The organism is Microtetraspora sp. NBRC 16547 (assembly GCF_030268965.1).
In the GTDB taxonomy this organism is placed as follows: Bacteria; Actinomycetota; Actinomycetes; order Streptosporangiales; family Streptosporangiaceae; genus Microtetraspora.
The window spans coordinates 14,667-29,055 of the sequence record NZ_BSSE01000014.1 but is presented as its reverse complement, the minus strand read 5'-3'; the positions used below and the strand labels follow the sequence as shown (position 1 = coordinate 29,055).

Annotated in this window: 12 protein-coding genes; 8 read left to right on the top strand and 4 right to left on the bottom strand. The window is 70.4% G+C overall.

Annotation, left to right across the window (positions count from 1 at the left end):
• Positions 1-6 precede the first annotated feature (6 nt).
• From QSK17_RS19670 to QSK17_RS19640, 7 genes are all read left to right on the top strand, one after another.
• Positions 7-1,239: a sarcosine oxidase subunit beta family protein gene (locus QSK17_RS19670; protein ID WP_285706370.1), complete on the top strand. Its 1,233-nt coding sequence runs from the start codon at positions 7-9 to the stop codon at positions 1,237-1,239.
• A gap of 10 nt (positions 1,240-1,249) precedes the next feature.
• Entirely contained in the window at positions 1,250-1,528 is a 279-nt protein-coding gene (locus QSK17_RS19665) for a sarcosine oxidase subunit delta (RefSeq protein ID WP_285706369.1), read from the top strand.
• A complete protein-coding gene (locus QSK17_RS19660; protein WP_285706368.1) occupies positions 1,525-4,395 on the top strand; it encodes a 2Fe-2S iron-sulfur cluster-binding protein in 2,871 nt (956 codons plus the stop codon). The genes QSK17_RS19665 and QSK17_RS19660 overlap by 4 nt, the downstream gene beginning before the upstream one ends.
• Positions 4,388-4,960, top strand: a complete 573-nt coding sequence (locus QSK17_RS19655; protein ID WP_285706366.1) for a sarcosine oxidase subunit gamma — start codon at positions 4,388-4,390, stop codon at positions 4,958-4,960. Before QSK17_RS19660 ends, QSK17_RS19655 begins: the two co-directional genes overlap by 8 nt.
• 40 nt (positions 4,961-5,000) lie before the next feature.
• Positions 5,001-5,489: a MarR family winged helix-turn-helix transcriptional regulator gene (locus QSK17_RS19650; protein ID WP_285706365.1), complete on the top strand. Its 489-nt coding sequence runs from the start codon at positions 5,001-5,003 to the stop codon at positions 5,487-5,489.
• 77 nt (positions 5,490-5,566) lie between these two features.
• Positions 5,567-7,039 carry an MFS transporter gene (locus tag QSK17_RS19645; RefSeq protein WP_285706364.1) on the top strand — a complete coding sequence of 491 codons (1,473 nt, stop codon included), beginning with the start codon at positions 5,567-5,569 and terminating at the stop codon, positions 7,037-7,039.
• Positions 7,040-7,072: 33 nt separating this feature from the next.
• Positions 7,073-7,585 (top strand): TIGR03618 family F420-dependent PPOX class oxidoreductase, encoded by a 513-nt coding sequence (locus QSK17_RS19640; protein ID WP_285706363.1) that lies wholly within the window; start codon positions 7,073-7,075, stop codon positions 7,583-7,585.
• 110 nt (positions 7,586-7,695) lie between these two features.
• On the opposite strand, the gene QSK17_RS19635 is transcribed toward QSK17_RS19640, so the two are convergent.
• Both QSK17_RS19635 and QSK17_RS19630 read right to left on the bottom strand, forming a co-directional pair.
• Positions 7,696-8,661, bottom strand: a complete 966-nt coding sequence (locus tag QSK17_RS19635) for a hypothetical protein (protein WP_285706362.1) — start codon at positions 8,659-8,661, stop codon at positions 7,696-7,698.
• Between the two features lie 93 nt (positions 8,662-8,754).
• Complete coding sequence (locus QSK17_RS19630; protein WP_285706360.1) at positions 8,755-9,978, bottom strand: L,D-transpeptidase; 1,224 nt, start codon at positions 9,976-9,978, stop codon at positions 8,755-8,757.
• Between the two features lie 241 nt (positions 9,979-10,219).
• Here QSK17_RS19630 and QSK17_RS19625 point away from each other — a divergent pair, with 241 nt between their 5' ends.
• Entirely contained in the window at positions 10,220-10,954 is a 735-nt protein-coding gene (locus QSK17_RS19625) for an ArsR/SmtB family transcription factor (protein ID WP_285706359.1), read from the top strand.
• Between the two features lie 101 nt (positions 10,955-11,055).
• On the opposite strand, the gene recD2 is transcribed toward QSK17_RS19625, so the two are convergent.
• Positions 11,056-13,284, bottom strand: coding sequence for an SF1B family DNA helicase RecD2 (recD2, locus tag QSK17_RS19620; protein ID WP_502889246.1), 2,229 nt, complete (start codon positions 13,282-13,284; stop codon positions 11,056-11,058).
• 88 nt (positions 13,285-13,372) lie between these two features.
• Positions 13,373-14,269 carry an LLM class F420-dependent oxidoreductase gene (locus QSK17_RS19615; protein ID WP_285706357.1) on the bottom strand — a complete coding sequence of 299 codons (897 nt, stop codon included), beginning with the start codon at positions 14,267-14,269 and terminating at the stop codon, positions 13,373-13,375.
• Positions 14,270-14,389 lie beyond the last annotated feature (120 nt).

Here is a 14,389-nt window from a genome sequence, read left to right as displayed (position 1 = left end):
GGCCCGATGACCCCACGCACTCCCGGCGCCGACCTTCCGGAGCACCCCGACCGGCTGTGGAGCGCCGCCGAACCGAAGGCCTCCTATGACGTGGTGATCGTCGGCGCCGGCGGCCACGGCCTGGCCACGGCCTACTACCTGGCGAAGAACCACGGCATCACCAACGTAGCCGTGCTGGAGCGCGGCTGGCTGGCCGGCGGCAACATGGCCCGCAACACCACCATCATCCGATCCAACTACCTGTGGGACGAGAGCGCGGGTATCTACGAGCACGCGCTGAAACTCTGGGAAGACCTGGAGGAGGAGCTCGACTACCCGCTCCTGTTCAGCCAGCGCGGCGTGCTCAACCTCGCGCACAGCCTGCAGGACGTCCGCGACAGCAAGCGGCGGGTGGAGGCGAACAAACTCAACGGCGTTGACGCCGAGTGGCTGGACCCCAAGCAGGTCAAAGAGGTCTGCCCGATCGTCGACATCTCCCCCGACGTGCGTTACCCGGTGCTGGGCGCGACCTTCCAGCCGCGCGCGGGCATCGCCAAGCACGACCACGTCGCATGGGGGTTCGCCCGGGCCGCGGCGGCGCTCGGCGTCGAGTTCATCGAGCACTGCGAGGTCACCGGTCTGCGAGTGACCGGCGGTCGGGTCACCGGCGTCGACACCCCCCGCGGCACGATCGCGGCGGGCCGGGTGGCACTGTGCGCGGCCGGGCACACCTCGGTCGTGGCCGCCACCGCCGGCATCGGCCTGCCGCTGCAGAGCCACCCGCTGCAGGCCCTGGTCTCCGAACTGCTGGAGCCCGTTCACCCGACGGTCGTCATGTCCAACGCGGTCCACGTGTACGTCAGCCAGGCCCACAAGGGAGAGCTGGTCATGGGGGCGGGCATCGACGCGGCCAACTCCTACCGCCAGCGGGGCGCCTTCCACATCATCGAGCGGCAGATGGCCGCGGCGCTTGAGCTGTTCCCGGTCTTCGCCCGGGCGCACGTGCTGAGGACCTGGGGTGGCGTGGTGGATGTCTCGCCGGACGCCTCGCCGATCGTCGGGCTCGCCCCGGTCGAGGGCCTGTACCTCAACTGCGGGTGGGGCACCGGAGGGTTCAAGGCCACCCCTGGCGTGGGCTGGTGCTTTGCGCACACGATCGCGCACGGCGAGCCGCACCCGCTCAACGCCCCCTTCTCTCTTGACCGATTCGTCACCGGGGCGCTCGTCGACGAGCACGGCGCCGCCGCGGTCGCACACTGAGGACGTCATGATGTTGCTGATCCCTTGCCCATGGTGCGGCCCTCGCGACGAGGCCGAGTTCCACTACGGCGGGCAGGCCCACGTCGCCTACCCGGAGAACCCGGCCGCGCTCTCCGATGAGGAGTGGGCCCGCTACCTGTTCTTCCGTGACAACCCCAAGGGCGCCTTCGCCGAGCGCTGGAGCCACTCCGCCGGCTGCCGCCGCTGGTTCAACGCGCTGCGCGACACCGCGACCAACGAGATCCACGCCGTCTACCGGGTGGGCGAGCCGCGGCCGGTGACGTCATGAGGCGCGAGAGCGGCGGCCGGGTGGACCGCTCCCGTACCCTGCGGTTCCGGTTCGACGGCCAGGACTACACCGGTCACCCCGGTGACACGCTCGCCTCCGCGCTGCTGGCGGGCGGCGTGCGCCAGGTGGCCACAAGCGTCAAGCTGGGCCGCCCCCGCGGGATCTTCTCCGCGGGCAGCGAGGAGCCCAACGCGGTCGTCCAGATCGAAGAGCCGTTCCCCGAGCCGATGCTGCCCGCCACCACCGTCGAGTTGTACGACGGTCTGGTCGCGAGCAGTCTCCCCGGCCAGGGGCGGCTGGCCACCGGGCCGGACCCTGCCCGCTACGACGCCGTCCACGCACACTGCGACGTCCTGGTGGTCGGCGCGGGGCCTGCGGGGCTGGCTGCGGCGCGGGCGGCGGCGAGCACCGGCGCGAGGGTGATCCTCGCCGACGAGCAGCCCGAACCGGGCGGCGGCCTCCTCGGCGCTTGGCCCGCGGACGTCGTGGAAGGGCTGCTCGGCGCCGAATGGGCCACCGCGACGGCGGCCCACCTGAAGGCCCTGCCCGAGGTCAGGGTGCTGGCGCGCACCACCGTCTTCGGCTACTACGACGACAACTACCTGGTAGCCGTCGAGCGGCGCACCAACCACCTCGGCGCCGCCGCGCCCGCGCACGTGGCACGTGAGCGGATCTGGCGCATCAGGGCGCGGCACGTCGTGCTGGCCACCGGCACGCACGAGCGGCCGATCGCCTTTGCCGGCAACGACCTGCCCGGCGTGATGCTGGCCGGTTCCGCCCGCACCTACCTCAACAGGTACGGCGTGCTGCCTGGCCGTCGCGCGGTGGTGTTCACCGCCGACGACAGCGCCTACGCCGCTGCCTTCGACCTCGCCGACGCGGGCGTGCGGGTGGCGGCCATCCTCGACGTGCGGCCCTCGCCCGGTGAAGCCCTGGCCCGCGAGGTGGCGAAGCGCGGCATCGTACTGCTGGCCGGGCACGTCGTGACGGCCGCCCAGGGCGATGGGCAGGTCGCATCGGTCCAGGCCGGACGGCACCGGCCGGAGGCGGATCCGGCCGTGGCGGAGCACGCGTTCGACGCCGACCTGCTGCTCGTGTCGGGCGGCTGGAACCCGGTCGTGCATCTGTTCAGCCAGTCCGGCGGAAGGCTTCGCTTCGACGAGACGCTCGGCACGCTCGTGCCCGGCGACTCCCGCCAGGCAGTCGAGGTGGCGGGAGCGGCCAGAGGCGTGGACACGCTCTCCGGCTGCCTGGCCGACGGCGCCGCGGCGGGCGAGCGGGCCCTCGGCGGGCAGGCCGCCGCGGCCGCGCCACCGCCGGTGGACGTGCCGACGGCGGGCGGTCAGGCGTTCTGGCTGGTCCCCGCGTCCGACTACGCGGCGCACTTCGTCGACATGCAGCGGGACGTGACCGTGGCCGACCTCCACCGGGCTACCGGTGCGGGGCTGCGCTCGGTCGAGCACATCAAGCGCTACACCACCGCCGGGACCGCCCACGACCAGGGCAAGACGTCCGGTCTCCTCACCACGGCGGCCGTGGCGCACGCGCTCGGCGAGCGGATGGGAGAGCTGGGCATCACCACGTTCCGCGCGCCGTACCTGCCCGTGAGCTTCGCCGCGCTGGCCGGGCGCGACCGCGGCCCGCTGCACGACCCGGTCCGGGTGACGGCACTGCACGACTGGCACGTCGCCAACGGCGCGCTGTTCGAGAATGTCGGGCACTGGAAACGGCCCTGGTATTACCAGCGTGTGCTGGCGGACGGACGGCTGGAGGACATGGAAACCGCTGTGCTCCGGGAGTGCCGGGCGGCTCGTGAGGGCGTGGCGATGATGGACGCCTCCACCCTCGGCAAGATCGACGTCATCGGGCCGGATGCCGGCGAGTTCCTGGACCGGCTCTACACCAACCTGATGAGCTCGCTGGCCGTCGGCTCCATCCGCTACGGCGTGATGTGCCGGCCCGACGGGATGGTCTTCGATGACGGCACCGTCATCCGCCTCGCCGAGGACCACTTCCTCCTCACCACCACGACCGGCAACGCGGCGGCCGTGCTCGACTGGATGGAAGAGTGGCTGCAGACCGAATGGCCCTCGCTTCGGGTGTATTGCACCTCGGTGACGGAGCAGTGGGCCACGGTCGCGCTCGTCGGCCCCAGGTCCCGCGAGGTGCTCGCCGGGCTCGCGCCCGGATTGGCGGTGTCCACGGCCGACTTCCCGTTCATGACCTGGCGCGAGGCCGAGGTCGCCGGAATCCCGGCGCGAGTCTGCCGGATCAGCTTCTCCGGCGAACTGGCCTTCGAGATCAACGTGACCTCCTGGGAGGTCTCGCGCCTGTGGACGGCCATCATGGACAGCGGCATGGTCACCCCGTACGGGACCGAGACCATGCACGTGCTGCGGGCCGAGAAGGGCTACCCGATCGTCGGCCAGGACACCGACGGCACCGTCACGCCGCAGGATCTGGGAATGTCCTGGGTCGTGTCGAAGAAGAAGGCGGACTTCATCGGCAAGCGCTCCTTCTCCCGGGCTGACACCGTGCGAGCAGGCCGCAAGCAGCTCGTCGGGCTGCTTCCGGAGGATCCTGACTTCCTGCTGCCCGAGGGCACGCAGCTGGTGAGCACGGATGTACCGGCCACAGTGGGCACGGTGCGCGGCGGCGCGCCGCCGCGCACCGTGCCCACGCTCGGCCATGTGACCTCCAGCTACCGCAGCGCCGCACTGGGCCGCACGTTCGCGCTGGCGCTGGTCAGCGGCGGGCAGAGTCGTCTGGGTGAGCGGCTGTACGCGCCCGTCGGCGACGCGCTGGTACCCGTCACCGTCACCTCTCACGTCCTGTACGACCCGGAAGGAACGCGCCGTGATGGCTGAATGCAGGAGTCCGGCCGCGGCCTTCGCCGACCGGTTCGATGCCGCCTCCAAGGGCGGCGCACTGCGTCTGGCGGAGCTGCCCTTCCTCACCCAGGTCGACATCCGCGTGGACCCGGCGAGCCCCGCAGCGAAGGACATCGGGGCCGCGCTGGGGATGCCGCTGCCCGTCGCGCCGGGAACCACGGTGATCTCCGGCGACGTCACGGTGGCCTGGCTCGGCCCCGACGAGTGGCTGGTGATCGGGCCCGAGGGGTACCGCTTCGACCTGCTGCGCAAGGCCCTCGGCGAACGGCACGGGTCGGTCGTGGACGTGTCGGCCCAGCGCACCACCCTGCTGGTGGCGGGCCCACGGGCGCGCGATCTACTGGCCCACGGCTGCGCGCTGGACCTGCACCCCACCGTGTTTGGGCTCGGCAGGTGCGCGCAGACCATGCTGGCGCGGGCCCAGGTCGTACTGCTGCCCAGGCAGGACGGCCTGCTCGTGCTGGTCCGTTCGTCCTTCGCCGCATATCTGGCGGAATGGCTCCTGGACGCAGCAACGGAATACCTCGCTCCCAGGTTGTAGCGGATAATCCGCCTCGGACCGAATCGTTATGCTGATGGGCATGACCGCCATGGCTCCCATCCGCACCGCACCGGATCTGTCCTTCCTGCTCGACCACACGAGTCATGTCCTGCGGACCCGGATGTCGGCGGCGCTCGCCGAGATCGGGCTCACGGCCCGCATGCACTGCGTGCTGGTCCATGCCCTGGAGGAGGAGCGCACCCAGATCCAGCTCGCCGAGATCGGCGACATGGACAAGACCACGATGGTCGTGACGGTCGACGCCCTGGAGGAGGCCGGCCTCGCCGAGCGCCGGCCATCCAGCAAGGACCGGCGGGCCCGGATCATCGCGGTCACCGAGGAGGGCGCGCGGGTCGCACGCCGGAGCCAGGAGATCGTCGACCGCGTGCACGAGGAGGCGCTGGCGGCGCTTCCCGCGGACGAGCGGGACGCCCTCGTGCGCGCGCTGAACCGCCTCGCCGCCGGACATCTGGCCACCCCCGTCGAGAGCCCCCAGCAGGTGCGGCGGGCCCGCCAGCGCGGAAAGTAGAACCGAGAGAGATAGTCTGCAACAAAACTATCTGCTACGGTTTCTTCTGTCATTTCATCTGACAGGAGAGACCTCCCATGTCCACCACCTCTTCGGCTCCATCCGCGCCTCGAACACGACGGCTCGCCCTCGGCGTGATCGCCACGGGGATGCTGATGATCATCCTTGACGGCAGCATCGTCACTGTGGCGATGCCGGCCATCCAGAGTGATCTCGGCTTCTCCCCCGCCGGCCTCAGCTGGGTCGTCAACGCGTACCTGATCGCGTTCGGCAGCCTGCTCCTGCTGGCCGGACGGCTCGGCGACCTGATCGGCCGCAAGCGCATGTTCCTCGCCGGAACCGTGGTGTTCACCGCGGCCTCCCTGCTCGCCGGGGCGGCCACCGCGCCGTCCGTGCTGATCGTCGCCCGGTTCCTGCAAGGAGTCGGCAGCGCGATGGCCTCCGCCGTCGGCCTGGGCATCCTCGTGACGCTGTTCACCGAGCCCGGAGAGCGGGCCAGGGCGATCGCCGTGTTCAGCTTCACCGGCGCCGCCGGGGCCTCGATCGGCCAGGTGCTCGGCGGCGTCCTCACCGACGCCCTCGACTGGCACTGGATCTTCTTCATCAACCTGCCGATCGGGCTGGCGTCGCTCGCGATCAGCGTGTCCGTGCTCCCCGCCGATCGCGGACTCGGCCTTGCGGCCGGCGCCGACGTCCTCGGCGCCTTTCTGATCATCGCTGGGCTGATGCTGGGCATCTCCACCGTCGTCAAGGTCGAGGAGCACGGCTGGACCTCCGGATACACGCTCGGCTCCGGCGCACTCGCCGCCGCACTGCTCGTCGCGTTCGTCGTCCGCCAGGCCACCGCGACGTCCCCGCTCATGCCACTGCGGATCTTCCGATCGCGCAGCGTCTCCGGGGCCAACCTGGTCCAGGTCCTGATGGTCGCCGCGCTGTTCTCGTTCCAGATCCTCGTCGCGCTCTACCTGCAGAACGTGCTCGGATACGGCGCCGCCGCGACCGGTCTGGCCATGCTTCCGGCGGCGGTGGTCATCGGTGCGGTTTCGCTGGGCGTCTCCGCCCGGCTGAACGCCCGCTTCGGTGAGCGCAACGTCCTGCTGACGGGGCTGGTCCTGCTGGTCGGCGTCCTCGGGCTGCTCGCCCGCGTCCCCGTGCACGCGAACTACGTGACCGACCTACTCCCGGTGATGCTCCTCGCCGCCGGCTTCGGACTCGCCCTCCCGGCCCTCACCGCGCTCGCCATGTCCGGCGCGGCGGACGACGACGCCGGACTCGCCTCCGGACTGTTCAACACCACCCAGCAGATCGGCATGGCCGTGGGCGTCGCGGTGCTGTCCACGTTGGCGGCCTCCCGCACCGAGGGGCTGCTCGCGGGCGGGATGAGCCAGGCCGTCGCGCTGACCGGTGGCTACCACCTGGCTTTCACGGTCGGCGCCGGACTGCTCGTCGCGGCCTTCCTCGTGGCCTTCGCCGTACTGCGCCGGCCCGAGCGGCGGCCCGACGCGGCACCGGAGGAGCCCGCTCCTGCCGCCCACACCACGTCCGCCTGACGTCCGCCACACCGACCACCGGAAGGACCCGCCATGAACACAATCGAGAACAAGCCCATGGCCAACGCCGAAGAGCACAAGCCGGGCGCCGGACCCGCGCCCAGGGTCCTCACGCCGGAGGAGCTCTCCCGGCTGTTGCGCGAGCAGCGGTTCGGAGTGCTGGCGAGCGTCAGGAGCACCGGCCACCCGCATCTGTCCACCGTTGTCTACCACTGGAACCCCGAGGAGCACGTCGTGCGGATCTCGTCCACGGCCGACCGCCTCAAGGTGCGTCAGTTGCGGCGCGATCCGCATGCGGCCCTGCACGTGAACGGCCCGAATGTCTGGTCGTTCACCGTCGCCGAGGGCGAGGCGGAGATATCTGAGGTGACCACCGTTCCGGGTGACGCGACCGGGCGGGAGCTGCTGGCCCTGACACCCGGTTTCGATGATCCAGCAGACGAGGCGGCCTTCCTCGAACAGATGGTCGCCGACCGGCGCGTGGTCATCAGGATCCGAGTGTCCCGCCTGTACGGCACGGCCCTGGACGTCCCCGCTGAGGGCTGAACAGGGCCGGGGACCGAGCGCAGCCGCAGGCAGACGGATGCCCTTTCACGTGACAAGCGAGGCCCTGGACCGGTCATCACCGTTGGATGTAGGTGCCGGCAGTGGCGGCCTCACGATTCGGACACGTGTTCTCGGTGGGATCGCAGCGCGCTGATGGCGGCTCCTGGATCGTCGGCGAAGAAGCGGATCGTGCGCGCTTCGACCCGGCGGCCGAGGGGACGCACGGCGATGACCGGTTCGGTCAGCCGGAGGACCAGGTTGGTCTGGGAGGCCACCGCCACCGCCAGCCGGTCGTCCTCCACCATGACCATGCCGTTCTCATTGAAGTTGCGGACGTGGTTTGCCTCGGCGATCCGCTCGCGCGGGACGCGCAGATCGAAGAAGGCGCCGTAGCGGATGCGCACCTCGTCGGCCGAGACGACGTGGGGCCGGGTGACGCAGGCCGCGATGGCCGCCAGCACGATCAGGACCGTATAGCCGTCGACCGCCAGGAACACGACGCGCAGGCCCGACGGCGCGCCGAACGCTCGCAGCAGGACATCCACGACAACCAGCTCCAAGACCATCGCGAACAGGAGAAGCATCATCGTGGAGGTCTGCGCGCGGGAGTACGAGACGGCGGTGGCGCCGTGCGGCACGCCGTGGCGGCGCCGAGCCACCCACAGGGCGAGGCTGATCATGCCCTTCAGGTCGAACCCCATGATCCGTCGCACCTGTTCGGGGACCATCCGTTCATAGGTGGCCCGCGACGCCGCCCGTCGGTTGGCGCCGCCCCGGCGCTCGGCTCTGTACAGCCGGTACGCGACCGCCGTCTCGAGGATGAGCACCGCGCTGACGGACGCCTCGGCCGCCACAATCAGGGGGCCCGGAAGCGACACGCCGGACACGAGCAGAACCGCGAACACCAGCTCCATGGGGACCACGGCGAACAGCGCGGCACGTGCGATCCTCTGCGTCACCCTCACTCCCTCAGTATGATCAACAGCAGCCTGCGCGGCGGGCAGCTCCTTCGACAGCTCCTCCAGCCAGTGGCCGGTTTCGGCGACGTCGAGGCTCGTGACCATCGCCGCGGCCATCTCGTCGGGGATGTGAGCGGCGACCGCGGCGGCGATGGAACGAACCCTGGGCGTCCCCGCTGAGGGGACGCCCAGGGTCAGGTGAACGCCGGACTATCCCTGGGAGTCGGACTGGGAGTCGGACCGGGGCTGGGACTTCAGGGCGCTGCCCTTCTTCCACTCGCTGAAGGACATCTGCCAGAACCCCCAGCCGTTGTTCCACTCAAGCGCGCGGTCGGTGCCGACGATCTTGACGACGTCGCCCCGGTGGAAGTTGTCGTAGTACCACTTGGCCTGCGTCGGGTGGGCGTTGATGCAGCCGTGGCTGACGTTGGCCCGGCCCTGGGAGCCGACCGACCACGGCGCGCTGTGCACGTACTCGCCACTGCTGGAGATGCGCACCGCGTGGTCGACGATCTCCTTGTAGTACCCGGGGTCGCCCTCCTTCTTGCCCGGGGAGATCATCGTGACGGGATTGCCGCGTTCCATGGTCAGGTGGATGCCACTGGTGGTGGTGTACTCGCGGGTGGTGCCGTTGCCCGCACTGATCTTCATGGTCTGCACGGTCTTGCCGTCACGCTTGACCGTCATCATGTGCGTCTTGATGTTGATGGAGCTGACCCAGGCCGACCCGATCTTGATCTTGGCGGTGTGGTCCTCGACGCCGTACGTGTCGGTGCCGGCCTTCACGCCGTCGAGGTGCGCGGTGAACGTGACGGTCTGGTGGGCGGGCCAGAACTTGGCCGGCCGGTAGATGGCCAGCCTGTCGTTGATCCACCGCCACGCGCCGGGGACCGGCTTCTCGGCCTTCACCTCGAGGACGTCCTCGACCGCCGCCTTATCCTGCACGGGCTGGTTGAAGGTCACCATGATCGGCATGCCGACGCCCACGGTCTCGCCCTTGATGCCCGGAGTCACGTCGGCGACGGCGAGCTCGACCTTGGGCTTGAGCGTGGTGAACTGGCTGGTCGCGGTGGTCGGGCCGCCGTCACCGCTGGCCTTGGCCGACACCGTGTAGTTGGTGGACGGCTTCAGCGGCCCCTTGGAGACCCACTTGCTGCGAGTCGAGTCGAACTTCCCCTCGACCTGCTTCCCGTCGGACTCCAGAGTGACCTCTTCAAGCGAGCCGTTCGCCGCCGTGACGACCACGGTCTTGTCCGGGCGCACCTTCGCGCTGCCCTCCACCGGGCTTATCTTGATCGTCGGCGCGGCGGCCGCGGTCGCCCCCGTGTCACCCGACCCGGCGGTTCCGGACGTCCCCCCGGCGCCCGAACCCCCAGAGCAGGCGGACAGCACGACGGCCGTCGCCGCGGCGAGCCCGACAAGTGGCAACCTCATGCGCGTGTTATCGGTCAACGCAAACGTCTCCCCCATGATGGCAAAGTGCAATACAAGACTCTATTAGGACTAACCCCATCTGTACTGATTCTTTTGGAGAGTTGGGTCACACTTTCGTCACGTATTAGTCCTAACGGAGTTCACTAGCGGTAAAGTGCCCGCCAGCCAAAATCATGATCAACGTCAGAACGCCGCCGACACTTCGGTGCCGACCGCAATGTGCGGCGCCGATGATGGACGGATGACCGACGCCTCCCAGATCGCGCTGACCCGGCTTGCCGGTCTGCTCGCCGACGGCACCCGCGCCACCTTCTGCCTCGCGCTCCTCGACGGACGCGCCTGGACAGCCGGAGAGCTGGCCCGGCATGCGGGAGTGGCGCCCTCCACGGCGAGCGAGCACCTCTCGCGTCTGGTCGCCGGAGGCGTGCTGGCCGAGGAGCACCAGGGCCGCCACCGCTACGTACGGCTCGCCGGCCCCGCGGTGGCGCAGCTGATCGAGGACATGGCGGCCCACGATCCTCCCGCCGCCGCGCCGCCGGCAACCCTGCGGGTGGCCGGCTCGCGCCGCGCACTCGCGTTCGCCCGCACGTGTTACGACCACCTGGCCGGGCGCCTCGGAGTCGCGATCGCCGACGCGTTGACCGGCAGGGGCCTGCTCGAACGGGAGGCAGGGTTCGCTTTCACCGAGGCAGGGGTGGCCTGGCTGGGTGACGTGCTGGGTGAGCTGCCCGCGACGACAGGCCGGCGGCCGCTCGCCCGGCCGTGCCTCGACTGGACCGAGCGCCGCCCCCACCTGGCCGGGTCAGCCGGGGCCGCCCTCTGCCGACACGCGCTGGAGCAGGGCTGGGTGGCCCGCATCGGGTCGGGGCGCGCGCTGGGGGTCGGCCCGGCCGGCGGTGAGGCGTTCTCGCGGTTGCTGGACATCGACGTCGCCGCGCTGAAGCTGCCGCCGGACCAGCCGGACAACCCCGTCTAACTGATCTGTCGGGGCTGCCGAGGCTTGGCATGGTCACCTCGCCGCCAGCCCGCCATCGCTCCCACGGCGTCCGTCGCCGGGTCAAACGAGAACGGGCGTGCTCACAGCAGGCGGTGGGTCAACCCGGTGTGCCGCCTGCCCGCCCCCTTGGTCCGTACGGCCTGGCCGAGGGCGCGGCGGGACCCCACGATGACCACGAGCTTCTTGGCCCTGGTGATCGCGGTGTAGAGCAGGTTGCGCTGCAGCATCATCCACGCGCTGGTGGCGAGGGGGACCACCACGGCGGGATACTCGCTGCCCTGCGAGCGGTGGATGCTCACCGCGTACGCGTGGGCCAGCTCGTCCAGCTCGTCGAAGGAGTAGTCGACGCTCTCGTCCTCGTCGGTCAGGACGGTGAGCTTGCTCTCCTCCGGCGTGATGTCGGTGACGACGCCCACGGTGCCGTTGAACACCCCGGCGGCGCCCTTGTCGTAGTTGTTGCGGAGCTGGGTGACCTTGTCGCCCACCCGGAACACGCGCCCGCCGTACCGGCGCTCGGGCATGCCCTCGCGGGCGGGGGTGAGCGCCTCCTGCAGCGCGATGTTCAGCGCGCCCGCTCCGGCCGCGCCCCGGTGCATGGGCGCGAGCACCTGCACATCCCGGCGCGGGTTGAGCCCGAACTTGGCGGGAATGCGGCGCGCCACGACATCCACGGTCAGCGCCGCGATTTCTTCCGGTTCTTCGCACGGGAAAAGAAAGAAGTCAGGGAATTCGCGGACGAGAGGCGATTGTCCGGTATTCACCCGGTGCGCATTGACCACGACACCCGACTGCTGCGCCTGGCGGAAGATCTGTGTCAGACGGACCCTCGGTATATCCGGTGCGGCGAGCAGATCGCGCAACACCTCGCCCGCGCCGACGGACGGCAGCTGGTCGACGTCGCCGACGAACAGCAGATGCGCGCCGGGCGCGACGGCCTTCACGAGCTTGTTGGCGAGCAGCAGGTCGAGCATCGACGCCTCGTCGACCACCACCAGGTCGGCGTCGAGCGGGTTGTCCCGGTCGAAGGTGGCGTCGCCGCCCGGCCGCAGCTGCAGCAGCCGGTGCACGGTGGTCGCCTCGTGACCGGTCAGCTCCGCCAGCCGCTTCGCCGCACGTCCCGTCGGCGCGGCCAGGATGACCTTGGCCCGCTTCGCCCGGGCGAGGGTGACGATCGAGCGCACGGTGAAGCTCTTGCCACAGCCCGGTCCCCCGGTCAGCACGGCCACCCGTTCGGTCAGGGCCAGCCGTACGGCCTGGGCCTGCTCGGGGGCCAGCTCGGCGCCGGTCTTGCCGCCCAGCCAGTCGAGCGCCACCGGCCAGTCCACGTCCTCGAAAGCGCGCAGCCGGTTTGCCGAGGTGGTGAGCAGGCCACGCAGCGTCCCGGCGAGGGACACCTCCGCGCGCTGGAACGGCACCAGGTAGATCGCCGGAACGGTGCCCTCCGCCGCCGGGATCTCCTCGCGGACGACGCTCGCCTCACGGGAGTCGTCGGCGGTCAGCTCCTCCAGACAGGCGGTGACCAGCTCGGCGGGAACGTCGAGGATCTTCACCGCGTCGGAGATCAGATTGGGCGCGGGCAGGTAGCAGTGGCCGTCGTCGGCGCCCTGGGAGAGGGTGTAGCGGAGGCCGGCCTTCACCCGCTCCGGGCTGTCGTGTGGGATGCCCACGGCCTGCGCGATCGTGTCAGCCGTCTTGAAGCCGATCCCCCACACGTCGTCGGCGAGGCGGTAGGGCTCCTTGCGCACCACCTCGATCGAGCCGTCGCCGTACTGCTTGAAGATGCGGACCGCGATCGACGTGGAGACCCCGACTCCCTGCAAGAAGATCATCACCTCTTTGATGATCTTCTGTTCCTCCCAGGCGGCGCCGATCATCTTGGTGCGCTTGGGTCCCAGGCCCGGCACCTCGACCAGCCGGCCGGGCTCCTCCTCGATCACCCGCAGGGTGTCAGTGCCGAAGTGGTCCACGATCCGCTCGGCCATCTTGGGGCCGATCCCCTTGATCAGGCCGGAGCCCAGGTAGCGCTGGATGCCCTGAACGGTCGCGGGCAGCACGGTGGTGTACGACCACACCTCGAACTGCTTGCCGTACCGAGGGTGGGAGGTCCACCTGCCGGTGAGTCGCAGCGACTCGCCCACCTGCGCGCCGAGCAGCGGCCCCACCACGGTGAGCAGCTCGTTTCCCGAACGCTCGGTGGCCACCCGGGCGATGGTGTAGCCGGTCTCCTCGTTGGCGTACGTGACGCGTTCAAGGACGGCTTCCAGCACCGCGCCCGGAGGCTTGCCGGGAGGGTTGGTCATGGGTGGCATTCTCCCTCAGTCGAGGGGCGGGTCGAGCCGACGGAGCGGCCCGAGCCGGAACGAGAGGCCGGGATCCCCTGCCCGCCGGCCTGCGGTTTTAGAGGGAGAGGAGGGCGGGCGCGAGCTCCCTCAGGTGGTCCAGGGGCAGTCTGCCGCCGGGCGCGAGCGGCTGGATCGCGACGTGATCCGCCCCCGCCTCCAGGTGCGCCTTCACACGGTCCCGGATCGCGTCCACGTCGCCCCAGGCTACGATCGCGTCCACGAGCCGGTCGCTGCCGCCTCCCGCGAGGTCGCCGTCGTCGAAGCCGAGGGTGCGCAGGTTGTTCGCGTAGTTCGGCAGGGCCAGGTAGGGCTCCATGTGCTCGCGCGCGTGCGCCCGGGCCGTGTCGGGATCGCGTTCGAGCACGACGGCCTGTTCGGGTGCCAGGATCCGCCCAGCCCCGAGCAGGCCGCGCGCCCGCTCCGTGTGCTCGACCGGCACGAAGTACGGATGCGCGCCGTCGGCACGGTCTCGGGCCAGCTCCAGCATCCTGGGGCGGAGCGCGGCGAGCAGGCGGGGCGCCGGATGCGTCGGGGTCGGCGCGTCGTATCCCGCCTGGTCCATCGCCTTGAGGTACACGGTCATCGCGGCCACCGGCCGCCGGTAATCGTGGCCGCGCGCCTGGACGAGCGGGGCGTGGCTCACTCCGATGCCGAGCACGAACCGGCCGGGGAACGCCTCGGCCAGCGTGGCGGAGCCGGAGGCCATCGCCGTGGCGTCGCGGGCCCAGATGTTCGCGATCCCGGTGCCAACGGTGATCTTCCGGCTGGCGCAGAGCAGGATGGCCGCGTTGGTGAGCGCCTCCTTGGTCGCCGACCCTTCGCCGAACCACAGTGTGCCGAAGCCGAGCTCCTCGATCTCGGCGACGGCCTCTCTGGCGGAGTACGCCGAAATGCGGCCGAGAGCCGCGTGCCATACACCCACCCGGCCGAGCCGGGTCCGCTTCGCGTTCATCCGCTCCTCCTAGGGTGTTCGATCAAGGTGGAACATTTCGCGGACGTCCGATGCCCATCGAACAATGGTGAGAGCCCGCTCCTTCACCCACGTGCATCCCCAGGAGACGACGATGCAGTC